At 59.0% G+C, this 24329-nt stretch carries 26 protein-coding genes and 1 tRNA gene; 13 read left to right on the plus strand and 14 right to left on the minus strand.

What is annotated here, in order from left to right; all coding sequences use genetic code 11:
* The first annotated feature begins 85 nt into the window (after positions 1 to 85).
* Positions 86 to 901, plus strand: a complete 816-nt coding sequence (suhB, locus tag MF6394_RS07095) for a type III secretion system regulator SuhB (RefSeq protein WP_005791195.1) — start codon at positions 86 to 88, stop codon at positions 899 to 901.
* A gap of 204 nt (positions 902 to 1105) precedes the next feature.
* On the opposite strand, the gene MF6394_RS07100 is transcribed toward suhB, so the two are convergent.
* From MF6394_RS07100 to queA, 6 genes are all read right to left on the minus strand, one after another.
* On the minus strand, positions 1106 to 1648 hold the full coding sequence (locus MF6394_RS07100; RefSeq protein WP_003194023.1) for a glycine zipper 2TM domain-containing protein: 543 nt from the start codon (positions 1646 to 1648) through the stop codon (positions 1106 to 1108).
* Between the two features lie 123 nt (positions 1649 to 1771).
* The gene (gene secF, locus MF6394_RS07105; RefSeq protein WP_032895384.1) at positions 1772 to 2686 is read right to left on the minus strand and encodes a protein translocase subunit SecF; all 915 of its coding nucleotides are present in this window, start codon (positions 2684 to 2686) and stop codon (positions 1772 to 1774) included.
* 9 nt (positions 2687 to 2695) lie between these two features.
* On the minus strand, positions 2696 to 4564 hold the full coding sequence (gene secD, locus MF6394_RS07110; protein ID WP_003194025.1) for a protein translocase subunit SecD: 1869 nt from the start codon (positions 4562 to 4564) through the stop codon (positions 2696 to 2698).
* Between the two features lie 62 nt (positions 4565 to 4626).
* Positions 4627 to 4965 carry a preprotein translocase subunit YajC gene (gene yajC, locus MF6394_RS07115; protein WP_003175975.1) on the minus strand — a complete coding sequence of 113 codons (339 nt, stop codon included), beginning with the start codon at positions 4963 to 4965 and terminating at the stop codon, positions 4627 to 4629.
* Between the two features lie 43 nt (positions 4966 to 5008).
* On the minus strand, positions 5009 to 6124 hold the full coding sequence (gene tgt / locus MF6394_RS07120; protein WP_032803964.1) for a tRNA guanosine(34) transglycosylase Tgt: 1116 nt from the start codon (positions 6122 to 6124) through the stop codon (positions 5009 to 5011).
* A 5-nt stretch (positions 6125 to 6129) separates the two neighbouring features.
* Positions 6130 to 7179 (minus strand): tRNA preQ1(34) S-adenosylmethionine ribosyltransferase-isomerase QueA, encoded by a 1050-nt coding sequence (gene queA / locus MF6394_RS07125; protein WP_003194027.1) that lies wholly within the window; start codon positions 7177 to 7179, stop codon positions 6130 to 6132.
* A 108-nt stretch (positions 7180 to 7287) separates the two neighbouring features.
* On the opposite strand from queA, the gene MF6394_RS07130 reads away from it, so the two are divergent.
* Positions 7288 to 7372: transfer RNA gene (locus MF6394_RS07130), tRNA-Leu, on the plus strand.
* Positions 7373 to 7455: 83 nt separating this feature from the next.
* Positions 7456 to 7785, plus strand: a complete 330-nt coding sequence (locus tag MF6394_RS07135) for a hypothetical protein (RefSeq protein ID WP_078466388.1) — start codon at positions 7456 to 7458, stop codon at positions 7783 to 7785.
* Here the strand turns inward: MF6394_RS07135 and MF6394_RS07140 are convergent.
* Both MF6394_RS07140 and MF6394_RS07145 read right to left on the minus strand, forming a co-directional pair.
* Positions 7756 to 8394, minus strand: a complete 639-nt coding sequence (locus MF6394_RS07140) for a LysE/ArgO family amino acid transporter (RefSeq protein ID WP_044268254.1) — start codon at positions 8392 to 8394, stop codon at positions 7756 to 7758. The genes MF6394_RS07135 and MF6394_RS07140 overlap by 30 nt on opposite strands.
* Positions 8395 to 8420: 26 nt before the next feature.
* Positions 8421 to 9227, minus strand: a complete 807-nt coding sequence (locus tag MF6394_RS07145; protein WP_078466389.1) for a 2OG-Fe(II) oxygenase family protein — start codon at positions 9225 to 9227, stop codon at positions 8421 to 8423.
* Positions 9228 to 9455: 228 nt separating this feature from the next.
* On the opposite strand from MF6394_RS07145, the gene MF6394_RS07150 reads away from it, so the two are divergent.
* On the plus strand, positions 9456 to 10148 hold the full coding sequence (locus MF6394_RS07150; RefSeq protein WP_032895378.1) for an NBR1-Ig-like domain-containing protein: 693 nt from the start codon (positions 9456 to 9458) through the stop codon (positions 10146 to 10148).
* An 8-nt stretch (positions 10149 to 10156) separates the two neighbouring features.
* Here MF6394_RS07150 and MF6394_RS07155 read toward each other — a convergent pair whose 3' ends face one another.
* A complete protein-coding gene (locus MF6394_RS07155; protein ID WP_078466390.1) occupies positions 10157 to 10792 on the minus strand; it encodes a LysE family translocator in 636 nt (211 codons plus the stop codon).
* Between the two features lie 156 nt (positions 10793 to 10948).
* Between MF6394_RS07155 and MF6394_RS07160 the strand changes: the two genes are divergently transcribed.
* Entirely contained in the window at positions 10949 to 11320 is a 372-nt protein-coding gene (locus MF6394_RS07160; RefSeq protein ID WP_032895376.1) for a PH domain-containing protein, read from the plus strand.
* Positions 11321 to 11586: 266 nt separating this feature from the next.
* Here MF6394_RS07160 and MF6394_RS07165 read toward each other — a convergent pair whose 3' ends face one another.
* From MF6394_RS07165 to MF6394_RS07175, 3 genes are all read right to left on the minus strand, one after another.
* A complete protein-coding gene (locus MF6394_RS07165; RefSeq protein WP_047711734.1) occupies positions 11587 to 11820 on the minus strand; it encodes a hypothetical protein in 234 nt (77 codons plus the stop codon).
* Positions 11821 to 12092: 272 nt separating this feature from the next.
* Positions 12093 to 12467: a c-type cytochrome gene (locus MF6394_RS07170; RefSeq protein WP_044268267.1), complete on the minus strand. Its 375-nt coding sequence runs from the start codon at positions 12465 to 12467 to the stop codon at positions 12093 to 12095.
* 30 nt (positions 12468 to 12497) lie between these two features.
* On the minus strand, positions 12498 to 12929 hold the full coding sequence (locus MF6394_RS07175) for a bleomycin resistance protein (protein WP_078466391.1): 432 nt from the start codon (positions 12927 to 12929) through the stop codon (positions 12498 to 12500).
* Positions 12930 to 13091: 162 nt separating this feature from the next.
* Between MF6394_RS07175 and MF6394_RS07180 the strand changes: the two genes are divergently transcribed.
* From MF6394_RS07180 to MF6394_RS07215, 8 genes are all read left to right on the plus strand, one after another.
* Positions 13092 to 13454, plus strand: a complete 363-nt coding sequence (locus MF6394_RS07180) for a response regulator (RefSeq protein WP_044268271.1) — start codon at positions 13092 to 13094, stop codon at positions 13452 to 13454.
* Positions 13455 to 13666: 212 nt separating this feature from the next.
* On the plus strand, positions 13667 to 14281 hold the full coding sequence (locus MF6394_RS07185) for a biliverdin-producing heme oxygenase (protein ID WP_047711736.1): 615 nt from the start codon (positions 13667 to 13669) through the stop codon (positions 14279 to 14281).
* Positions 14278 to 16506: an ATP-binding protein gene (locus tag MF6394_RS07190; protein WP_078466392.1), complete on the plus strand. Its 2229-nt coding sequence runs from the start codon at positions 14278 to 14280 to the stop codon at positions 16504 to 16506. Before MF6394_RS07185 ends, MF6394_RS07190 begins: the two co-directional genes overlap by 4 nt.
* Positions 16507 to 16647: 141 nt before the next feature.
* Positions 16648 to 16833: a hypothetical protein gene (locus MF6394_RS07195; protein WP_047711738.1), complete on the plus strand. Its 186-nt coding sequence runs from the start codon at positions 16648 to 16650 to the stop codon at positions 16831 to 16833.
* Between the two features lie 115 nt (positions 16834 to 16948).
* Complete coding sequence (locus MF6394_RS07200) at positions 16949 to 18850, plus strand: alkaline phosphatase D family protein (protein ID WP_078466393.1); 1902 nt, start codon at positions 16949 to 16951, stop codon at positions 18848 to 18850.
* 137 nt (positions 18851 to 18987) lie between these two features.
* On the plus strand, positions 18988 to 20001 hold the full coding sequence (locus MF6394_RS07205) for a sensor domain-containing diguanylate cyclase (RefSeq protein WP_047711740.1): 1014 nt from the start codon (positions 18988 to 18990) through the stop codon (positions 19999 to 20001).
* A 109-nt stretch (positions 20002 to 20110) separates the two neighbouring features.
* A complete protein-coding gene (locus MF6394_RS07210) occupies positions 20111 to 21364 on the plus strand; it encodes a 2-aminoadipate transaminase (RefSeq protein ID WP_078466394.1) in 1254 nt (417 codons plus the stop codon).
* Between the two features lie 84 nt (positions 21365 to 21448).
* On the plus strand, positions 21449 to 22165 hold the full coding sequence (locus MF6394_RS07215) for a hypothetical protein (protein WP_078466395.1): 717 nt from the start codon (positions 21449 to 21451) through the stop codon (positions 22163 to 22165).
* Positions 22166 to 22214: 49 nt separating this feature from the next.
* On the opposite strand, the gene MF6394_RS07220 is transcribed toward MF6394_RS07215, so the two are convergent.
* Together MF6394_RS07220 and MF6394_RS07225 are read right to left on the minus strand one after the other, a co-directional pair.
* Positions 22215 to 23516: an MFS transporter gene (locus MF6394_RS07220; protein WP_238348838.1), complete on the minus strand. Its 1302-nt coding sequence runs from the start codon at positions 23514 to 23516 to the stop codon at positions 22215 to 22217.
* 73 nt (positions 23517 to 23589) lie between these two features.
* The gene (locus MF6394_RS07225; protein ID WP_032895366.1) at positions 23590 to 24297 is read right to left on the minus strand and encodes a helix-turn-helix transcriptional regulator; all 708 of its coding nucleotides are present in this window, start codon (positions 24295 to 24297) and stop codon (positions 23590 to 23592) included.
* Positions 24298 to 24329 lie beyond the last annotated feature (32 nt).

Genomic DNA, 24329 nt, shown 5'->3' on the forward strand with positions numbered 1-24329 from the left:
CCATGAAAGCGAACGTCGTCCTTCACCTGAAGAAAGTTTCTGCTAGAATGCTCGGCTTTCTTTAACAACCTTAGGTGACCTATCCATGCAGCCCATGCTGAATATCGCGCTGCGCGCCGCCCGCAGCGCCAGTGAATTGATTTTCCGCTCCATCGAGCGCCTGGATACCATCAAGGTCGACGAAAAAGACGCCAAGGATTATGTATCCGAGGTGGATCGCGCCGCCGAACAGAAAATCATCGACGCCCTGCGCAAGGCCTACCCTACCCACGGCATCCTCGGCGAAGAAACCGGCCTGCACAAAGGCAGCGGCGAAGGCGAAGACTACCTGTGGATCATCGACCCACTGGATGGCACCACCAACTTCCTGCGCGGCATCCCGCACTTTGCCGTGAGCATCGCCTGCAAATACCGTGGCCGCCTGGAACACGCCGTTGTGCTGGACCCGGTTCGCCAGGAAGAATTCACCGCCAGCCGTGGCCGTGGCGCCCAGTTGAACGGCCGCCGCCTGCGCGTCAGCGGCCGTACCAGCCTGGAAGGCGCCCTGCTGGGCACCGGCTTCCCATTCCGCGACGACCAGATGGACAACCTGGAAAACTACCTGGGCATGTTCCGCGCCCTGGTTGGCCAGACCGCCGGCATCCGCCGCGCCGGTGCAGCCAGCCTGGACCTGGCGTATGTAGCCGCCGGTCGTTTTGATGCGTTCTGGGAGTCGGGCCTGTCCGAGTGGGACATGGCTGCTGGCGCCCTGCTGATTCAAGAAGCAGGTGGCCTGGTGAGCGACTTCACCGGTGGTCATGACTTCCTGGAGAAAGGCCACGTCGTGGCTGGCAACACCAAATGCTTCAAGGCAGTACTGACGGCGATCCAGCCGCACCTGCCGGCTTCGCTGAAGCGTTAAGCGAGCGAGCACAAAAAAGCACCCCTCGGGGTGCTTTTTTTTGCCTGGCATTTGGGTAATGCAGCATTTTCTGCCACAGCACATACCCAATGTGGGAGCGGGCTTGCTCGCGAATGCGGTGGGCCAGTCAAAACATCTACCGACTGACAGTACGCCTTCGCGAGCAAGCCCGCTCCCCTATTTTGAACGGTGACTGCCCAGCAATTATTGCTGGTTCTGACCCAGGATCAGACGGCCTTCCTTGTCCACCGGGATCTGGCTGCCAGGGTCGCGCTCCATACGCACGGTACCTTCCTTGCCATCCAGGTTGTAACGCACGTCATAACCGACCACCTTGTCACTGATGTCGTTAACGGTGTTACAGCGAGTTTGAGTAGTGGTGTAGGTATCGCGGTTCTGCATGCCTTCCTGAACCTTGTTACCGGCGTAGCCACCACCGACTGCACCGGCCACGGTGGCCAGCTTCTTACCATTACCACCACCAATCTGGTTGCCCAGCAGGCCACCTGCGAGGGCGCCCACCACGGTACCGGCGATTTGATGTTGGTCCTGCACCGGACGCTGCCGGGTCACGGTGACGTCCTTGCAGACCTCACGCGGGGTTTTGATCTGGGTTTTCACCGGCTGTACCGCCAGTACTTGCGCATACTCAGGGCCGCTTTTTACCAGGCTGTAGGTGGCAACAGCGCCTCCGGCAGTCACACCGACAGCACCCAATACCGCACCAACCAGCAACGACTTGTTCACATGAACCTCCTGACCATCACAAGCGGACCGAAAGATCCGCGCTATACCCAGCCTTGGAGCAAAAAAAAAGGCGCGAGTTCAATACTCGCGCCTTTCTTGTAACAGCGGATCAACAAGCGCCCATCAAGGACGGTCGTCAACCTCCTTGTCGGTAGCGGCAGGAGGGATCAAGTCTTCGCTGTTGAGGTTCAGCCAGATCAGCACCACGTTGGCGATGTAGATCGACGAGTAGGTACCCGCCAGAACACCGATGAACAGCGCCAGGGAGAAACCCCACAGGTTGTCGCCGCCGAAGATCATCAGCGCAGCAATCGCCAGCAAGGTGGAGATCGACGTCGCCATGGTCCGCAGCAGGGTCTGGGTGGTGGAGATGTTGATGTTCTCGATCAACGTCGCCTTGCGCAGTACACGGAAGTTCTCACGAACCCGGTCGAATACCACGATGGTGTCGTTGAGCGAGTAACCAATGATCGCCAGCACGGCCGCCAGTACGGTCAGGTCGAAGGTGATCTGGAAGTAGGCCAGGATGCCCACGGTGACGACCACGTCGTGGATCAGCGACACAATGGCGCCGACACCGAACTTCCACTGAAAGCGGAACGCCAGGTAGATCATGATGCCGACCAGCGCCATCAGCATGCCGAGGCCGCCCTGGTCGCGCAGCTCTTCACCTACTTGCGGGCCGACGAACTCGACGCGCTTTACCGACGCCGGGTTGTCGCCGCCCACCTTCTGCAAGGCCTCGGCTACCTGGTGACCCAGTTGCGGGTCTTCGCCAGGCATACGCACCAGCAGGTCGGTGGTGGCACCAAAGCTCTGTACCACGGCTTCGTGATAGCCGGCCTTGACCAGCTCGTTGCGCACCAGGGTAACGTCGGCCGGCTTCTCGTAGGTCAGCTCGATGAGCGTACCGCCGGTGAAGTCCAGGCCGTAGTTCAGGCCCTTATGGAACCAGCTGAACAACGCCAGAACGGTAAGGAGCACGGTGACGCCGAACGCAACGTTGCGAACGCCCATGAAGTTGATTGTACGTAACATGGCAGCCCCTTAAATCCACAACTTCTTGAAGTCACGCCCGCCAAAGATCAGGTTGACCATTGCGCGGGTCACCATGATGGCCGTGAACATCGAGGTAAAGATCCCGAGGGACATGGTCACCGCAAAACCTTTCACCGGGCCTGTGCCCATAGCGAAGAGAATCCCGCCGACCAACAGTGTGGTCAGGTTGGAGTCGAGGATCGCGGTAAATGCCCGGCCGAAGCCTTCGTTGATTGCACGCTGCACGGTCATGCCGGCGGCGATCTCTTCACGAATCCGCGAGAAGATCAGCACGTTGGCATCCACCGCCATACCCATGGTGAGTACGATACCGGCAATACCTGGCAGGGTCAGTGTGGCACCCAGCAACGACATCAGAGCCAGCAACATCACCATGTTGCCCGCCAGGGCAACGGTGGCGATCACACCAAAGAAGCGGTAGATGGCGATGATGAACAGCGACACGAACAACATGCCCCACAGCGCCGCATCGACACCCTTGGTGATGTTGTCGGCACCCAGGCTCGGACCGATGGTACGTTCTTCAGCGAAGTACATCGGTGCAGCCAGGCCACCGGCACGCAGCAGCAACGCCAGCTCGGACGACTCGCCCTGGCCGTTCAGGCCAGTGATACGGAACTGAGCACCCAGCGGCGACTGGATGGTCGCCAGGCTGATGATCTTCTTCTCTTCCTTGAAGGTCTGCACCGGCACGTCTTTCTCGACGCCGTTGACCATCTGCTTGGTGTAGGTGGTCACCGGGCGCTGCTCGATGAAGATCACTGCCATGCTGCGACCGACGTTGCTGCGCGTGGCGCGGCTCATCAGTTCGCCGCCATGGCCATCCAGGCGGATGTTCACTTCAGGCGTACCGTGCTCGCCGAAACCGGCCTTGGCGTCGGTCACCTGGTCACCGGTGATGATCAAACCACGCTCGATCAACGCAGGAGGACGGTTGCCTTCACGGAATTCGAACTCTTCGGAAGTGGCACGCGTAGCGCCTGGGTCTGCCGCGAGACGGAACTCCAGGTTGGCGGTCTTGCCGAGGATACGCTTGGCTTCAGCGGTGTCCTGTACACCCGGCAGCTCGACCACGATGCGGTTGGCACCCTGGCGCTGCACGATCGGCTCGGCCACACCCAGCTCGTTGACGCGGTTACGCACCGTGGTCAAGTTCTGCTTGATGGAGTATTCGCGGATTTCCGCGATCTTGGCCGGGCTCATCGCCAGGCGCAGTACCGCTTGACCATTGAGGTCGGCCGGTACGATGTCGAAGTCATTGAAGTTCTTGCGGATCAGCGCACGGGCCTGTTCGCGGGATGCTTCGTCAGCAAAACCAAGCTGGATGGCACCGTTGAGCTGCGGCAGGCTGCGATAGCGCAGCTTCTCTTTGCGCAGCAGGCTCTTCACGTCGCCTTCGTAGACCTTCAGACGTGCATCCAGGGCCTTGTCCATGTCGACTTCCAGCAGGAAGTGCACACCACCGGACAAGTCCAGACCCAGCTTCATCGGGTGCGCGCCAATGCTGCGCAGCCATTGTGGCGTGGTCTGGGCCAGGTTGAGCGCGACAACGTAGTCGTCACCCATGGCCTTGCGTACGACATCTTTGGCCGGCAATTGGTCTTCTTGCTTGGTCAGACGCAACAAGCCGCCTTTGGATCCAGCCGCCAAGGTTGCCGCTTTAACCTGGATACCCGCGTCGTTGAGCGCTTTGCTCGCACGGTCCAGGTCTGCCTGATTGACTTGCAGCGAAGTGCTGGCGCCAGAGATCTGGATAGCCGGGTCATCAGGATAGAGATTGGGAGCGGAATAAATAAAACCGATCGCCAGCACCGCCAGGATCAGTACGTATTTCCACAGAGGGTATTTGTTCAGCATCACGCCGCCCGCTTATAACGCGGGGCGCCTTGCGCGCCCCGTCGATTGGTAAAGGTTGTTACTTAGATCGCTTTGAGCGTGCCTTTAGGCAGCGTGGCGGCGATGGCGCCCTTCTGGAACTTCATTTCCACGGTGTCGGAGACTTCCAGTACCACGAAAGCATCGGAAACCTTGGTGATCTTGCCGGCGATGCCGCCAGTGGTCACGACTTCGTCGCCTTTTTGCAGGCTGCCCAGCAGGTTTTTCTGCTCTTTGGCCCGCTTGGCCTGTGGACGCCAGATCATCAGGTAAAAGATGACCAGGAAGCCGACCAGGAAAATCCACTCGAAACCACCGCCCATAGGGCCGGCAGCAGCAGGCGCAGCGGCGTCAGCCATGGCGTTAGAGATAAAAAAGCTCATTTAGCACTCCAGTTGCAAATAGTGAATCTTAGGGTCGGAAAACTCAGTCCAAGGGCGGCACAGGGAGGCCACGCTTGGCATAGAAGGCATCGACGAAGGCGGCCAATGTACCCTGTTGAATAGCCTCGCGCAAACCAGCCATCAGGACTTGGTAATGACGCAAATTGTGGATGGTATTCAACATGCTACCCAGCATTTCTCCGCACTTGTCCAGATGGTGCAGATAAGCACGGGAGAAGTTCTGGCAGGTGTAGCAGTCACAGGTAGGATCCAGCGGCGAATCATCATGGCGATGGAACGCGTTACGGATCTTCAGCACGCCTGTATCGATGAACAGATGCCCATTGCGGGCATTACGGGTTGGCATCACGCAATCGAACATGTCCACACCGCGGCGCACACCCTCTACGAGATCTTCCGGTTTGCCAACGCCCATAAGGTAACGAGGTTTGTCTGCGGGCATCAGGCCCGGCAGGTAATCCAGCACCTTGATCATTTCGTGCTTGGGCTCGCCCACCGACAAACCGCCGATGGCCAGGCCGTCAAAGCCGATCTTGTCGAGGCCTTCCAACGAGCGTTTGCGCAGGCTTTCATGCATGCCGCCCTGGACAATACCGAACAGCGCCGCCGTATTGTCGCCATGGGCGTTCTTCGAACGCTGGGCCCAACGCAGCGACAGCTCCATGGAAATACGCGCCACGTCTTCATCGGCCGGGTACGGCGTGCACTCGTCGAAAATCATCACGATGTCCGAACCCAGGTCGCGCTGTACCTGCATCGACTCTTCCGGGCCCATGAACACCTTGGCGCCGTCGACCGGCGAGGCGAAGGTCACGCCCTCCTCCTTGATCTTGCGCATGGCGCCCAGGCTGAACACCTGGAAACCACCAGAGTCGGTGAGGATCGGGCCTTGCCACTTCATGAAGTCATGCAGGTCGCCATGCTTCTTGATCACTTCCGTGCCCGGGCGCAGCCACAGGTGGAAGGTGTTGCCGAGAATGATTTCGGCGCCAGTGGCGACGATGTCACGGGGCAACATGCCCTTGACGGTGCCATAGGTGCCGACCGGCATGAACGCCGGGGTCTCCACAGTGCCACGCGGGAAGGTCAGGCGACCGCGACGGGCTTTGCCGTCCGTAGCGAGCAATTCAAACGACATACGACTCATAAGTTGTCCTCAGGGCCGCGCGGCGCCGGGTTACGGGTGATAAACATCGCATCACCGTAGCTGAAAAAACGGTACTCGTTGGCGATGGCGGCCTGGTAGGCAGCCATGGTTTCCGGGTAACCGGCAAATGCCGACACCAGCATCAACAGCGTGGATTCGGGCAAATGGAAGTTGGTGACCAGGCAATCGACCACATGGAATGGCCGCCCTGGGAAAATGAAGATATCGGTGTCGCCACTGAACGGCTTGAGCACGCCATCACGCGCCGCGCTCTCCAGCGAACGCACACTGGTAGTGCCCACGGCCACCACTCGACCGCCCCGCGCCTTGCACGCCGCCACCGCATCCACTACGTCCTGGCTGACTTCCAGCCATTCGCTGTGCATATGGTGGTCTTCGATGTTATCCACACGCACCGGCTGAAACGTGCCGGCCCCCACGTGCAGGGTCACATAGGCGGTGTCGACGCCCTTGGCAGCAATCGCATCCAGCAGTGGCTGGTCGAAATGCAGCCCGGCAGTCGGTGCGGCGACGGCGCCGAGGCGCTGTGAGTACACGGTCTGATAGCGCTCGCGGTCCGCGTCTTCGTCGGGGCGGTCTATATAAGGAGGCAACGGCATATGGCCGACACGCTCCAACAGCGGCAACACCTCTTCAGCAAACTTGAGCTCGAACAAGGCATCGTGGCGCGCGACCATCTCGGCTTCGCCACCGCCCTCGATCAGGATGCTCGACCCCGGTTTGGGCGACTTGCTGGAGCGCACATGGGCCAGCACACGATGGCTGTCCAGCACCCGCTCCACCAGGATTTCCAGCTTGCCGCCGGACGCTTTCTGGCCAAACAGCCGCGCCGGAATCACCCGGGTATTGTTGAAAACCATCAGATCGCCTGGGCGCAAATGCTCAAGCAAATCAGTGAATTGACGGTGTGCGAGGGCACCGCTGGGCCCGTCCAGGGTCAGCAGTCGACTGGCGCGACGCTCGGCCAAAGGGTGGCGAGCGATCAGCGAATCAGGGAGCTCAAAAGTAAAGTCAGCAACGCGCATGATGGGGTTCGTCTAGCAGGGCCGGGAAGTCTAGCGGAAATAGTGAAAATAGACCATGAAACGTGATTGACCAACGGTAATCTCATCTCTATACTTCGCCGCCATTGAGCCCTGATGGCGGAATTGGTAGACGCGGCGGATTCAAAATCCGTTTTCGAAAGGAGTGGGAGTTCGAGTCTCCCTCGGGGCACCATCTTAAAGAAAGACCTTGAAATTCAAGGTCTTTTTTTTCGCCTGCAAAAAAGTGCCAGGCGTGGCAGTGGAGGTAGCGGGACCATGGAGTTGACGCTTGAAGCGGTTGCGTTGTTCGCGTTGAAGCTGGTGCATGAGACTGACCACGGCAGCCCATTGCTGCGCGATGATCCCGTGATGGAGGGCTATGATCGCGAGGTGTTCGGGTTGTTAGTGCGCCAGGGAAACCTGGCTGAGATCCAGTTGAAGCTCGATGAGTGCACCACCCAGGCGTTGATTGCATTGGGTGGAGCGGACAGCGTTCTCGGGCGTGAATTGCAAAGGCTATCCACCGATGTGCAAAACATCGCTCGTCTTGATGAGTTGACCTGCCCGCTGACCGTACTAAAGGGCTATCTGAAAGATGTGCAATGAATCGTTGATCAGCATAACGGCCAGGTAAACCATCAACACCGCCACCCCTGCATCCAGCCAGCGCCAGACCGCAGGCTTGCGAAACAATACCGTCAATCGCTGACAGCACAGCGCCAACACCACGAACCACACGAGTGATGCCGTCATGGCGCCTGTCGCGAACAGCGCCTGTTGGCCCGCAGGTTTCGTGGCACCGATGGAACCAATCAACACCACGGTATCGAGCCAGGCGTAAGGGTTGGCAAAGCCGAGTATGACCGCCGAGCGCAACAGCCCTCTTTGCGAGTTGCCACCTTGAGCATCCGGCATGGACTGATCCCGGATACAAGCCAACAGACGTTGGCCACCAAACCAAAGCAGATAGGCAGCGCCGGACAACAGCAACAGTGCCATCACCTCAGGCCGACTTCCCAACAACGAACCTAAACCCGTGACCCCGAAAGCGATCAGGAAAATATCGGCCAAGACGCAAATAGCGACAACGCCCCAGATCGGCCCGCGACCGACACCTTGGCGGATCACCAAGGTGTCTTTCGGGCCAGGGGCGGCGAACAGTCCGATACCCAAGAGCAAACCTTCGAGGTAAAGGGCATTGAAGTGAGGAAACATGGACTGTTCAAGCCCTCCAGGACTATTTAGCGCAGTTGAATCGGTTGATTACCGAAACCGGTATGACGAGCATTCACAGTACTGCCCAGATCAATAGGTTTCTGGCGGTAAAAGGTCGTTAGCAACTGATCCGGATTGGGGTTTGCAAAGTAGATCAATGAGCTTCTGGCAACCGGTTTGCTGGGTGCAAGTACAGCATGGTAGGCGGCAGGCACGGCATGATCAGAGAGTTCTGTCAGCAAGGAGCCCGCCAGCACCGCGACCTCGTTCTCCAGAAGGCGCACCGGCTCCAATGATCGTCCTTTCATCAAAACCAGCCCTTCGCGGGTAGGCTTGATAAACGAAAGCATATGCCCGTCTTCATGAGGGTCCTGGGCATATTTACGAGAATTGTCTTTGGCTTGTGGGCCATAGACACACAACTGGATGTACGATGCCGAGCGAAAGGGGGCCAAGGATTGAACGCCAAACTCCGCGCAAATGCCATCCATCACTCCCTGGGCCAACTCGCTCATCTGTCGCTCATAACTGCCGACTGCGGCAACGAAAGTACTTCGGGTGAATTCGAAAGCGGTTCTTTTTGAAGCGTGGGCGGGCCAGTAACAAAACCGCTCGCACAGGTCCGGGTGATCCTCGGCAAGGGAGTACTCGGCGACAAAAGGGAAAAACCCATCTGTGTCCTGGGCAAAGGAAAATTCATCCTTGATGGCCTGGGGAATGGCCGAATACCCATCAATGATCTTTTTGTAGTCCTGCAACATCGCATCAGGAATTTGCAGGATGCCAAAGCCTGATCGGGCTATGGATTCGCAGCATGCTTTAAATTGAGACATAGCTATATCCAAAGATAGTTGTAAAGGAATGCAACACACCAGGTTCGCAAGCATGCGAGAAACCGCGACACTGGATATAGTCAAACAGAAGGGGACCGATCCATGTCCTTCACAACGTCGCTAGCAGGTTGCGAGTGTGCACGGTCCAATACACGCAACGGCGAGCAAGTTGTCCTTTTTGGCGAACAAGTTGACGATTTTTTTCAAGGATTGGGATCACATACGGACATGAGCATCAAAACCCGCGACACCCTCCAGGCACTGGTCATACGACGCAGTCGGGAACTGGGAAAGTCCATGACAACCCTGGCTAAGGAAGCCGGTATTTCACGAACCTATTTGTACGGATTGGCGGGTGGTATTTCAAAAGATCCGTCGGTACGCACCTTGATCAAACTGGCCAAGGCGCTGCAGGTGTCCCCCTTAATGCTGTTCCGCTACTTCGCCGATTTGTCCGGCTCGCCGGTCGATGCCCATTCAATGGCAACCACCAACCGAGCCATCGGCCTGCATGATCCTGGCGACGTTGTGGTATTCAACGCCGATGTCACCACCCCCGACCAGACCGTCGTGTTGCCAGGCGAAACATTTCAGAAAACCTGGGAGATCCAGAATGTCGGCACCCGCGCCTGGCGCGGTCGACGCTTGGTACGAGTCGACGGTGAATACGTCATCGCCCGTCGAACGGCTACAGGCGCGCCCCTGGAAGTGGTGATGGACAGCCATCTGCGCAGCCTTGACAGCGAGGTGCCGATCGCCGAAACCCTGCCTGGGCAGCCGGTGCATATCACGGTGGAGTTTGGAGCGCCGCGGGAGACCTGTACGGTCACCTCGATCTGGCGTATCGAAGATGAACACGGGCGCCCCTGCTACGGACCTGCATTCATCCTGCATGTGATCGTCAACGTCATGGCACGCTGAAAGCAGATTTAGCGCCGCCCTTCCACCGCCATCCGCACCGCCAAGCCCATCAACACCGACCCCATCAGCCAGCGCTGCAGCACCTGCCAACCCGGCCGGGTGACAAAGAACACCGCGATGGAACCCGCCATGCAGGCAATCACCGCGTTGACGCTCACGCTGATAAGAATCTGCAGGGAACCCAGCGCCAGGGATTGCATCAGCACACTGCCATGCCCATTCGGGTCGATGAACTGGGGCAGCAACGACAAATACATCACCGCCACTTTGGGATTGAGCAGGTTGGTGACCAAGCCCATGGTGACCAACTTGCGCGGGCTGTCCTTGGGCAAGTCGCGCACCTGGAATGGCGAGCGCCCACCCGGCTTGACCGCCTGCCAGGCCAGGTACACCAGATACAGCGCCCCGCCGACCCGCAGCGCTTCGTAGGCAAAGGGCACCGCCATCACCAACGCCGTGATACCCAGCGCCGCACACACCATATACACCACAAACCCCAGCGCCACCCCACCGAGAGAAATCAACCCGGCCGTGCGCCCCTGGCAGATGGAGCGTGAAATCAGGTAAATCATATTTGGCCCCGGTGTCAGTACCATGCCGAGTGAAATCAGGCCGTAGGCGAGCAAGCTGGACATATCAGGCATGGATTGGCTCCTGGTTTTTTAGGCTGCCAGCGTGAAATCCTTCGCCGACGCGGTCGTGTTGAGCGTCATGCTAGGGGCTTGCAGGCCCAGGCGTTAGATACAGATCCGCAAGCAAAACGTCATACACCGGCACCACCACTTACCCAGGACAGGCACATGATCGACTTCAACAACAAAGGCTTCTTCAAACTCAAGCAAAACAACGAATACGCCGAACGCGTATCGGCCCTGCTGCTGGACGGCGAAGAAGTGGTCGACGCGTACAAGGCCATGCGCGACGGCGTTGTGTTCACCACTAAACGCATCATCGCGGTGAACGTGCAGGGGATTACCGGCAGCAAGAAGGACTTCACTTCATTGCCGTACAAGAACATCGTGGCGTACTCGGTGGAAACTTCAGGGACGTTTGATCTGGATTCGGAGTTGGAGATTTACTTTTCTTCGTTGGGGAAGGTGAAATTCGAATTCACCGGCAAGACCTCGATCGTGGAAATCTCCCGGCTGATTTCCAAGCATCTGCTGAGTTGATCCACATCGCTGTTCAAAAGTGAGCCACCGTTGGGGCGGAACCCTAGGTGGCCGTTACCTCAGGAATGGATATGTACTCGGTATAACTGTGTCAGCTGTCAGGCCGTCTTCGCAGGCAAGCCAGCTCCCACATTTGGATCGCAGCGCGTCAGCTAGACCAACGCCCGCTGTCAGGCCGTCACGGGAGCAAGCTCCCTCGCCACAGGTTCAGCGTCGCACAGCTCGCCTAATTTTAAGTCGCCCCTCAACCCCGTCGAAGTACACGATCATTCCCGCCCCCGACTCAAACGCCTGCCATACCAAACCGCCCCGCTCAACGCCGCTCCCAAAACCACAACCCCATTCCCAACCAACCAAAACCCAAAATTCCTGCTCTGATCGGCATCCCCTTGGTAAAACGGCCCAAAATACGCAGATACGGCCACCACCAAACCGTTAAACACTCCGAGCGCCACTACAACCACCCCGACGACAAACACCACGCCCTTAACCAGCTTCATATGACCTTCTAAGCGTATTTTTCACACGAACGTAGCAAACACTTTGCCGATAATGGCGAGGTCTGGCGCAAATCAGAACGGTCCTACTTGTGTGTAGGCTTTGGATGCAGGCTAACACTCACACTGTGCTTTTTTGTAGGAGCGAGCTTGCTCGCGAAAAACGTCAACGATGACGCGTGCTTCCTGAATGAATGCGACGCCTGTGAGCTTTTCGCGAGCAAGCTCGCTCCTACAGAGGACAGAGCGCGGTGATGCGTGTCAGCCTGGGCCCCTCACTTGGGCTGGAATGTCGCTAAGTACGCCAGGATATTTTCAATCTTCTCCTGGTCACTGATCCCCCAGAAGATCATCCGCGTGCCACTCACCACCGACTTCGGATTTTCGATGTAGGCCGCCAGTTTTTCCCGCGTCCACACCACGCCCGAATTTTTCATCGCATCCGAGTACTGGTAGTCCGTGGTGGTACCGGCAGGCCGGCCAATGATGCCGTTCAGTTCCGGGCCAAAACCGCCCCGCGCGCCTTCACCGATGCTGTGGCAGCCGCCGCAAGTCTTGGTGAAGAGTTTGCCGCCCGCCTCGGCGTCGCCGGCAGCGAGCGCGGGGGCAGCGATAACGGTCAGGGCGAGGCTCAATAACACATACTTCATTCAGGTCTCCCTATCGGCTGTTGCCGTCGATTATGCCTGTTCGACCGGCCTTTCCCCCAGCCGCTGCACCAGGCGGACCAGATAACCGTCCGGGTCTTGCACGATAAACTGGCGTTGCCCGGCCTCTACGTCACCGGCTCGGTACCAGGCATCTTCAACATCGCGGAACAATGGCCAGCCGAGTTGCGCCAAGCGTTGCAGGATAGGCGCCACGGCGGGCACATCGATTTGTAGGTTGATGCCGCGCCCAAACGGTGACTGTAACGGTGCGGTGAGCCACTGGCCGGCATCGGGGTCGTATTGTTCGAGCATGATTTGCGCGCCGTGCAGGTCGAGGTAGGCAAAGCCTTCTTCTGCGCGCTGATAGGCAATGGCGAAACCTAGCTGTTCGACCCAGAACGCCAGGCTGGCGCTGAGGCGGGTGACGATCAGTTCCGGCACGAGCGGGTTACGGTTGAACATGGCATTCCTTGGACGGCGGGGTGGCGTTCACCTTAACGGATTGTCGCGCCCAGAGTTCACAAGCAGCCAAATGACCACCCATCGTTTAAAAAACATCCAATCGAACCTATCCGGCCACCTTCCACTCCACCTTACTGAACCCCTGATGGTGGAGTAAGGATCATGGCTCAGCCATCGATTTTGGTATTGGAAGACGACGAGATCATTCGGGCGTTGATGGTGGATGTGCTGGAAGACTTTGGTGCGGTGGTGACATCGTTTGCATCGGCAGACGAAGGGATGATTTACCTGGAGCGCGGCGATGACCCGGTGGATTTGATTGTCAGTGATATTCAAATGCCCGGTTTGCTCAATGGTTATGACTTGAGCCGTGTGGTCGCCCATCGCTGGCCTGAAGTGCAGGTGGTGCTGACCTCAGGCAATACGAAAATCGCCGCCGAGTTGGGCAGTTCGGTGCGGTTTCTGCCCAAACCGTGGAGTACCGACCACTTGCTCGAGTGCGTGCAGACGGCATTGATGCACTAGGGCCTGCCCCTGCATTGATAGCAGCTCGATATCATTTCAACCGAACTTGAGGGCCCGGTCTGCGGTCATGTAATGTGCAGGGAGCGACTTTTCTGATCCGCTGGTCAGCCTTTTCGCTTCTGCGTTCATCTGACGACAATGAGTTGTGTAGAATCGTCGCCCATTTTCACGCGTCATTCATGGCCGACAGGCCCACAGTTCGAGCTCATTGAATGCATTCACAGGCCCATGACGTTAGTGCGCCCTCCTTGTTGGAAACGTTGCGCACGGGCACGGGCCTGCTGCATGTGGCGTTGGAACAGCGCCTGCCGTTTTTTTCCGAGCGCCTGGATGCCCAGTGGTATCGGCGCTTGCTGCAGGCGTATTACGGCTTTTATCAGCCAATGGAAGCGGCGCTGTATGACAGCGGTTTGATTCCCGAGGGATATGAGTCTGCGTTGCGTGTGAAAACGCCAACACTGGTGCATGACATGCACGCACTCGGCCTGATTGACCACGCCATCCATGCCCTGCCTCGCTGTACCCAACTCCCCGTATTAGACACACCGGCTGCGTGCCTCGGCGCCCTGTATGTGCTGGAAGGCGCCACCCTGGGCGGCCAAGTGCTGCGCCGGGAAATGGCCCTGCGCCTGGGTGTGAACGCCGACAACGGCGGTGCCTTTCTCAATGTATACGGCGCCGAGACCGGACGGCGCTGGAAAGATTTCCTCGATTATCTGGCCCGCCAGCCACTGGATACACATACCGCCGCGCGCGCGGTGATGGCGGCCCGTTCGACATTCAGCGGCTTTGAGCAATGGCTCGACAGCCAGGAGGTATTGCTATGAAACCCGAAGATTTTGAAGAGCTGCTTGCCAACTGCGCCGACGAACCCATTCGTTTTCCGGGGGCCATCCAGCCCCACGGCGTGCTGCTGACCTTGTCGGAGCCCGGCCTGAACATCATTCAGGTAAGTGCCAACGTCGGTACGTTGTTCGGCCACACCCCCGAGGCGCTGTTGAATCAACCGTTGCACAGGTTGATTGGCGAGGAGTACGCCCAGGCCGTGCAAACCATGGCCGAGGACAGTGCATTCCTGGACTCGCCGCCCCTGCTCATCACCTTCAAGGGTGAGCAGTTCGAAGGCCTGTTGCATCGCCACCAGGGCGTGTTGGTGCTGGAATTCGAACCCCGGCTCAAGGATTTCAAACCCCGTGCGCACAATGGCCGCACCAGCGACCTGGGCAAAATGCTGCATCGCCTGCAATCGGCAAAGACCTTGCAGGCGCTCTACACCATCAGCGTCAACGAAATCCAGGCCATGACCGGTTATGACCGGGTGCTCATCTATCGCTTCGAAGAAGAAGGCCATGGCCAGGTAATCGCCGAAGCTTCGGCGCCGTCCATGGAGCTGTTCAACGGGCTGTTCTTCCCCGCGTCCGACATCCCCGAACAGGCTCGCGAGCTGTACCGCACCAACTGGCTACGGATCATCCCGAATGCGTCCTACGAACCGGTACCGCTGCTGCCCAAATTGCGCCCGGACACGGGCCAGCCCCTGGACCTGAGCTTCGCCACCCTGCGCAGCGTGTCGCCGATTCACTGCCAGTACATGCAGAACATGGGCGTGTTGTCGTCCATGAGTATTTCACTGATGAAGGGCGACAAACTCTGGGGCCTGATCAGCTGCGGCAACCGCGAGCCACTGCTGGTGCCTAACGATTTGCGCATGGCCTGTCAGACCATCGGCCAGGTGCTGTCATTGCAGATCAGTGCCATGGAGACCCTGGAGCTGACCCGCCAGCGCGAAGAAAAAGTCGAAGCGCTGGCGCTGCTGGACCTGGCGATGAAGGCCTCTGCCAATAACGTATTCGACGGCCTGGCCCAGCAAGGCCGAATGCTGATGGACCTGACCCTCTCTGGTGGCGTGGCGATCATCGAAGATAAACAATTGCACCGCTACGGCAACTGCCCGGAACCGGCGCAGATACGCGCGCTGCACAAGTGGTTGCTGGGCAACGGCGCACCGGTATTTTCCAGCCATAACCTGGCCTCGGTTTATCCGCCTGCCGCCGAGTATCAGAGCGTGGCCAGCGGCGTGCTTGCCATGAGCTTGCCCAAGCCTGTGGATAACGGCGTGTTGTGGTTTCGCCCGGAAGTCAAAGAGAACATCCACTGGAGTGGCGACCCGAACAAGCCGCTGAACCTGGAAACCTGCGACGCGGGCATGCGCCTTCGCCCACGTACCTCGTTTGAAATCTGGAAAGTGGAAATGGCCGGCATCTCCACCAAATGGAGCCATGGCGACCTGTTTGCCGCCAATGATTTGCGCCGCTCGGCCCTGGAGAACGACCTGTCCCGACAGGTGCTGCGCGAGCAACAAGCGGTGCGTGCGCGGGACGAACTGGTCGCGGTGGTTTCCCACGATCTGCGCAACCCCATGACCGTCATCTCCATGCTCTGCGGCATGATGCAAAAAGCCTTCAGCTCCGATGGCCCCCACACTTCACGGCGCATCTCTTCCGCCATCGACACCATGCAACAGGCTGCCGGGCGCATGAACGTGTTGCTGGAGGATTTGCTCGACACCTCGAAAATCGAGGCCGGCCGCTATGTGGTCAAGCCGGTGGCGCTGGACGTCAGCCAGATTTTTGAAGAGGCGTATTCGCTGCTGGCGCCCCTGGCCTCGGAAAAGGGCATCGACCTGTCGTTCAATGTCGAGCCTGGCCTGCAGATCAAAGCCGACCCGGAGCGCTTGTTCCAGGTGCTGTCAAACCTGATCGGCAACGCGATCAAATTCACCCCGCGTCAGGGCAACATCGGCATCAGCGCCATGAGCAACGGCGAGGAGATTGTATTTTCGGTGCGCGACTCCGGTGAAGGCATTGCGCCGGACGACCTGCCCCATGTGTTCGATCGCTATTGGACCCAGACTGAAAACAACCCCACCGGCAGCGGACTCGGGCTGTATATCACCCAGGGGATTGTCCAGGCCCATGGTGGGCGCATCGAGGCCGAAAGCGAATTGGGCCGCGGCAGTGAATTCAGGTTTACGGTGCCTAAGCCTGCTTGAAACGCTCTCAAATCCTACAAGCCAGACATTTGGTTACCTATGGCCGGGAACGAAAAACCGGCCAGCTCCACTCAATCAGTGCGCAGTCAAAGGGAGTATTGATGCGATAACCATCCTCCAATTGAGTAAGGGGTTTTACCGATGATCGTTGGCAATTCGTTTAGCAGCTTCAGCTATAACATCCAGCAAGGCATGAAAGATAACCAGCCTCCAGCCAATCCCGCACCCACCTCTTCGCCGGTTGACAGCAACCAACAGGAGCAACACACCCAACCAAAATCCAAAAATTCGGGTCTGGACTCCATTGGAGGCGGCAAGCTGATTTAAACCGTTGCGAGCCACCGGCGACAAGTGCAGCGCACAGCGCTGCACCCTGTTAACAAAACACTGACATCCTCTGCGTTATCCTCTCCAGTTCCACTTGGTATGAGCTGCATTCTTCATGGGTCAACCCGAAATCCTGCCTGCCGTGATCACTGGCCCCTTGCTAAGACGCCTGGAGCCGCAACGCCTGGTTATCTGGTTGGTGGGCAGTCGTGCCCTGCCACTGTCCTTGATGCTGCAATTACCCTCGGGCGAGGCGCTGGATATCCCACTCGATGCAACGCACTGCCAAGTCGTGCCCGTAGGGCGCCATGCCTTTATCCACCTGATCGACATAGCCCTGAGCCACGCCCTGCCACAGGATGAAATCATCGGTTACGACCTGTTGATTGACGGCCTCGGCATTGCACAATGGGCACCACACTTGCTGTATGGCGACGCCACTACGCCCAGCTTCGTGCTGCATAGCCGCATCCACCACTTGGTGCATGGCTCGTGCCGTAAACCCCACCACCGCGCCGACGAAGGCTTGTTGTGTGTCGACCGCCTGTTGGCGGATGCTCGCACACCGCTCGACCGCCCAGCCTTATTGATGATGAATGGCGACCAGATCTACGCCGACGATGTCGCGGGGCCCATGCTGCGCGCCATTCATGGGCTGATTGCGCGCCTGGGCCTGTTCGATGAGTACCTGGAGGGCGCGCTGGTGAGCGACAGCGCCAGCCTTTATGGGCATCACGCCAGCTATTACCACCGGGCCGACCTGCTCCCTGCGCTGGACAGTAACGAGACCTTGCGCGAACGCTTTTTCGGCGGCGTGAAGAAGCCGATCTTCACCAGCAGCACCGCCGACAATCACCTGGTGACCTTTGCCGAAGTGATCGCGATGTACCTGCTGGCCTGGTCGCCAGCACCCTGGACACTGATCACGCCAGAACCGCCGCCGCTGAGCGCGCAAGAGCAGCAACGCTACGCCCGCGAACAGGTTCATATCAATCAGTTCCGCGAAGGCCTGCCTGGAGTGGCGCGGGTGTTCGCGCACCTGTCGACGCTGATGATGTTTGACGATCACGACATCACCGACGACTGGAACCTCAGCGCGCAGTGGGAAGAAACCGCCTACGGCCATCCCTTTTCCAAACGCATCATCGGCAATGCCTTGCTGGCTTATCTGCTATGCCAAGGCTGGGGCAACCAGCCCCAGGTATTTGGCGAACTCCTGAGCCAGACCCAGGCACTCACCGGCCAGGCACAAGGCAATCATCTCGACACAGCGGCGCAAGACGCGTTGCTGGAGGCCCTGCTGAAATTCCAGCAGTGGCACTACGTATTGCCCACCAGCCCGGCACTGGTGGTACTCGACACCCGCACCCGCCGCTGGCGCAGCGAGTTCACCCTCAAGCAACCCTCTGGCCTGCTGGACTGGGAAGCCTTGAGTGAACTGCAACAAGCCCTGCTGGACCACCCGTCAGCCATCATTGTCTCGCCCGCGCCGGTCTTTGGCGTCAAGCTGATCGAGACGGTGCAAAAGGTCTTCAGCTGGTGCGGCTTTCCCCTGCTGGTGGACGCCGAAAACTGGATGGCTCACCGCGGCGCCGCTCAGGTGATTTTGAATATCTTGCGCCACTCACGCACGCCGGGTAACTACGTGATCCTTTCCGGTGACGTGCATTACTCGTTTGTCTACCAAGTGCTGATCCGCCACCGCAACGGCGGCCCCAATATCTGGCAAATCACCAGCAGCGGCATCAAGAATGAGTTCCCGCCGCGCCTGCTGGAATGGTTCGACCGCCTCAACCGCTGGCTCTACTCCCCGCGTTCGCCGCTCAACTGGTTTACTCGCCGGCGCACCATGCAGGTGGTGCCCTATATTCCCGAGCACGCCGAAGCGGGTGAGCGATTGTGGAACTCGGCAGGCATTGGCCAGGTATTTTTCAATGAGCAGGGCCAACCGCAGGCCATTTACCAGCACAACGCGGATGGAAGGCCTCGGACAAAGATGATGGCGCCAGAAAAATAGCGTTTCGCCACTCGTCATAAGCAGCACACCTGCCCTATTCAAAGCGCGCAAGCACCGATGTACAGTAGCGCCAGCCACGGAGTATCGGCTTCAACCATGACTGGCCTTGGGCGCCAGCCCCCGCAGGAAGCGCGCAGATGGACGATACATCCGGCAAAGAACCGCTACGCAATGAGGTGTCCGACCTTAACGTCGACCTGTTGCACGCCATCATGGAACTGGTCAGTGATGGCATCTGGGACTGGAACGCCAACACCGGCTTCGTCTACCGCAACCCCGGCTGGTACGAAATGCTTGGCTACTCCCACCACTCCCTGGAAAACAGCGTGTTCACCTGGGAGAACGTGATCCACCCCGAGGATTACCCCCGCGTGATGGCCGGGTTCGATGACTACATCTGCCAACGCGCCCCTCATTACCGGGCCGAATACCGTTGTCGCAAAGAAGACGGTACGTACCTGTGGATCGAGGACCGTGGCTACGTCATTGCCCGCAACCCCGACGGTTCCGTGGCGCGCATGGTGGGCGCACACCGCGATATTCATACGCGCAAATGCTCTATCGAACAGCTGCAAAAGCGCAACCAGTCCCTGGAAGCACTAGTCGCGGAGCGCACCCTTGAGTTGTCACGCGTCAACCAGCAACTGCAATTGCAACTGGACGAAAACCGCTCTTTGGCCGAGCGCGACGCCCTGACGCGCATCGCCAACCGGTACCGCCTGGAAAAAGTGCTGCTGGAAGAATGCGACCGTGCCGAGCGCTTCCGCCTACCCTTGGCACTGGTGGCCATGGATGTCGATGACTTCAAACCGATCAATGACCAATACGGCCACGGCGTCGGCGACCAGACCCTGATACGGGTAGTGGAACAGCTGGAAGCCTGTGTACGTAAAAGCGACTTGCTGGCGCGCTGGGGCGGCGATGAATTTATGGTGGTGCTGCCCAAAAGCAGCCTGGACACGGCCAAAGAGTTGGCCGAAAGTATTCGCCATAAAATCAAGACGGCGACCCCCTTGGGCGCGTTGAACGTTACCCTGAGCCTGGGCGTAGTAGAGCGGCGCATGGGGGAATCTCCGGCTGCGCTGATGGCGCGGGCCGATCAAGCCTTGTATCGGTCCAAGGCGGCGGGCAAGGATGGGGTGTCGGAATAGCCGCAGCTCCTTCCAAGGTGGAATGACCCGGCAACTTTATTTCGTTTGCGGCAAGGCCCGGCGCGCAGCTTAGATAAGCTCCCGCACGCCACCGCAGAGTCTTCCCGTCATGAGCCACGCCACCATCAGTCAGTCGATTTCCATCGTTCATCCCATCAGCCTGAGCCACGGTAAAAACGCCGAAGTCTGGGACACGGCGGGCAAGCGTTACATCGACTTTGTCGGCGGTATCGGTGTACTCAATCTGGGCCATTGCCACCCGGCCGTGGTGGCGGCGATTTGCGAGCAAGCCACCCGGCTTACTCATTACGCGTTCAACGCCGCACCGCATACGCCCTACATCGAGCTGATGCAACGTCTCAGCGCTTTTATCCCGGTGGAATACCCGGTCAGCGGCATGCTCACCAACAGCGGCGCCGAGGCGGCCGAAAACGCCCTGAAGATCGCCCGTGGTGCCACCGGGCGCACGGCGGTGATCGCCTTTGACGGCGCCTTCCACGGGCGCACCCTGGCAACCCTCAACCTCAATGGCAAGGTCGCGCCCTACAAGCAGAAGGTTGGTGTACTGCCCGGCCCTGTGTATCACCTGCCCTACCCCAGCACCGATAATGGTGTGACCTGCGCCGAAGCGCTGAAGGCCATGGACCGTCTGTTCAGCGTGGAAATCGACGTAAACGATGTGGTCTGCTTCATCATCGAGCCGGTGCAGGGCGAAGGCGGTTTTCTCACCCTGGACACTGATTTCGCACAGGCTCTGCGGCGCTTCTGCGACCAGCACAACATCCTGCTGATCATTGATGAAATCCAGTCGGGTTTCGGGCGCACCGGCCAGCGTTTCGCCTTCTCGCGCCTGGGCATCGAGCCGGACCTGCTGCTGCTCGGCAAAAGCATCGCTGGCGGCATGCCACTGGGGGCGGTGGTCGGGCGCAAGGCGCTGATGGACAACCTGCCCAAAGGCGGCCTGGGCGGTACGTACTCGGGTAATCCCATCGCCTGTGCGGCGGCGCTGGCGACCCTTGAGGTGATGAGCGATGAACATCTGAACGCGTGGGGCGTCGCGCAGGAGGCCGCGATTGTGGGCCGCTATGAAGCCTGGCGCGCACAGCAACTGTCGCCCTACCTGGGCCGCCTTACCGGTGTCGGCGCCATGCGGGGCATTGAACTGGCCCATGCCGACGGCACACCCGCCCCCAAGCAACTGGCGCAACTGCTGGAGCTGGCGCGCAAGGCGGGCTTGCTGCTGATGCCCAGCGGCAAGTCGCGGCACATCGTACGCTTGCTGGCCCCGCTGACCATTGAGCCTGAGGTGTTGGAGGAAGGCCTGGATATTCTCCAGGCGTGTCTCACACAGTTGGACGAATAGCGGCCTGCCTTGACCTGATCCCCTCACCCGCTGAAAATGCCCGACGTTTTTTTGTCTCTCCGCATACTACGCAGTGAAATTTTAATGTCTGATTCCTACACCGAAAAATCCGCCGAAGAATCCGTAGTCGCCCTGCACGCCAAAGCCGAATACGAAAACGCCATCAATCTTTCACAGCATGTGCCAGCCGCCAAGATCATCAGCGAGATGGTGCTGGACGCGTTTCACACCTCCAAGGAAAGCGACCAGATCCGCGAGCTGCGCGTTGCCATCCGCCAGGCCCATGATGCCTTTGACGATGACAAAGCCTATGAGCTGATGGGCCAGCTCAAGCAATTGAAAGACGCCGAAGCCGCAGACAACGCCGCGCTGGAACACCTGAGCAGCCAGTTCTCGATCAGCCGCATCCTGTCCAGCTTCAAGGACGACCCAGAGTTTCAGGAACTGGTCTACGGCCTGGCCCTCAAGGTGCTTAACCAGTCGCACCAGGCCATCAGCAACCCGAGCGCCGGCAAGGGCAAGGCTGCACGCGCCAAGAAAGACACCGAAGTGTTTGTGATCAGCAAGGATGGCATCAGCGTCACCCTGCCGCTGCGCACGCCGCGCTCCAAGCTCAACGTGGCCCGCGAAGCGCTGGAGTTCCTGGGCTTCACCTTTGTGGGCGAAGGCAGCGAGGCGGAGCTTGCGAGCGAAACCTTCATCGACAACAGCGGCGCCGAGCACCCGGTCACGCGCAAGAGCATCGTGACCGCGCTGCAACAGCAAAGCGCGTTTGACGGCTACGCCATCGCCGCCCAGTAAATAGCTGACGCAACCCGGCGCGCGTGCAAGGCGCAGCGCCGGTTGCCGTCTACGCCGATTTGTTCCACAACACCCCCGAGCTTTTCATCATCCCCACGGCGATTGCGAACAGCACCAACACGCAGCCTGTCAGCAGCCACGGTGATGGCAAGGTTGGCCGGGCCAATAACATGAACGCCAACGAGGGCGCGATCATCACGCCGATGTTGACGCCTGCCGAGTAATATCCAAGGTTGCGGCCCACGCTGTCGCGGCTGGAAATGCTGCTGACATAGTGGGTGATCGCGGGGAACACAATCATCTCGCCAAGGCTCCACAACACCGTAGCCAGCATCAACAGCGCGCCGACCTGACCAAAGCCCATCAAGAAGAAACCGCTGCCTGCCAGCAAGAAGCCGATGATCAGCGAGCGGCTGCTCGACAAGTGCGCCATGCGCAGGTTGATCGGCACTTCAAACACAATCACCAGCAAAGCATTGATAAAGAAAATGATGCCCACGTAATAGGCCGGCAATTGGGTGTAGTTGATGATGTACGCCGACAGAAAAGTCGGCGGCAGTGCGTATGCCACGTGCACCGGCAGCGCCGCCAACAGGATCACCAGCAGTCGCGAACGCTCATGAGCCGCCACCTCGGGCAAGCCCTCGCCCTTGCCGGCGACGGGCGCGTCTTGGGTGGCTGGCCGGGGCCGTCCGAACCGCAGGCAGGCGGCGAAGGCCAGCAAGGACAACACGGCATTGATGTAGAACACCGCATCGGCATTGCGCAGAAAGATCAAGCTGCCCAGCAACGGCCCGATGGCCATGCCGATGTTGATCGCCAGCCGGTTGCACGAAAACGCCACTTTGCGTGACTCAAGGTTGCTGTGAGCCACCGTCTCGGAGAACGCGGCCGGTGTGAAGGCTTCGTAACAAGCGCCCCAGAGAAACGACAACAGGAACAGCGCGAGCAGGTTTTCCACCGAGGGAATGACCAGCAGCAACGCCGCGTTGAACACCAACGAACCGAGGATGACCCGGTTGGCCGAAAACCGCTTGATCACAGCGCCGATGACCAGGTCGGTACACAGGGCGCCCGCGCCATATACCCCGACCAACAGGCCAGCCGTGCCCGCCGATATCGCGTGTTGATGAATCAGGTACGCCGCGTAGAAAGGAAACGCCAGAGTGCCCATGCGGAACACCAGCGTGATCATGAACAGTGCTTGCAACCGCGCATTAAGGCCGCGCAAGGCGTGAAAAGTGCCCATCAGCGCAACACGCTGGCACAGGTGTGGAGCAAAGCTACAGAGCGGCTCATCCGAATGTCCTTTGGCAATGGCGGCGCCGGTGTGTCCGACGCCAAACTCCATAGCTGGGCAACCTAATGCAGCACTGTGCGGCGAACAAGCTACCCATTTGGACAGGTAGGTGCTGATTGCGACCTCAGGCCGGGTGGCGGATATAGCCCAATTGCAGGGCCTTGCCGATTGCTGACTTGCCGTTGGTGACCTGCAATTTGCCGAAGATATTCTTCATGTGAAACTTGACCGTATGGGAGGTCATCGAGGTCAGGAGCGCCACTTCGTTGTAGGTCTTGCCCAGGCTGACCCAGGACAATACTTCGGTTTCCCGTGGGGTCAGCACCGTCTGTTGAGCGACCGGCGCGGCGTGATCTTCCAGGGCCTCGTCGTACATCGAGACCAACAGCATCTGCAGTTCACTTTGATGGGCCAGCACGGTCTCGCGAAATTGCTGGTCGTCGCCGAAACTGCACAGATTGAGCACCGAATAGAAGCCGCGATTGCCATGCACGATAAAACTGGCGCCCTCGCCAACGGGTTTGTAGGGGCCCGGCACCGGCACCGCCTCATCGGCCACGGCCAGCAGGTGTTCATCACTCCAGAAAAACGGTTTGATCCGGGTGCGGGTCAATGAAACCAGCTCGCCACGCCGGTAGAAATCGTCGGCCGTGTCGGAAGGCTCCATGGCCTCAGGGTAATTGGACACAATCTGCGCTTGGTCCATCGGCGGCCCACACTGATAGACCTCAAAGTGCCCCAGGCCACGGCGGCTCAGCTCGGCATCGAGCAAGCGGCGCATCTCCTCGGGCAGCATGGGCGATTTCTTATCGGGTTGGCCATTAGGTCCCACGGGTATCTTCCTTGAGCATTCGACCCGGTCGA

This window comes from Pseudomonas sp. MF6394 (assembly GCF_002018845.1).
Classification (GTDB): domain Bacteria; phylum Pseudomonadota; class Gammaproteobacteria; order Pseudomonadales; family Pseudomonadaceae; genus Aquipseudomonas; species Aquipseudomonas lactis.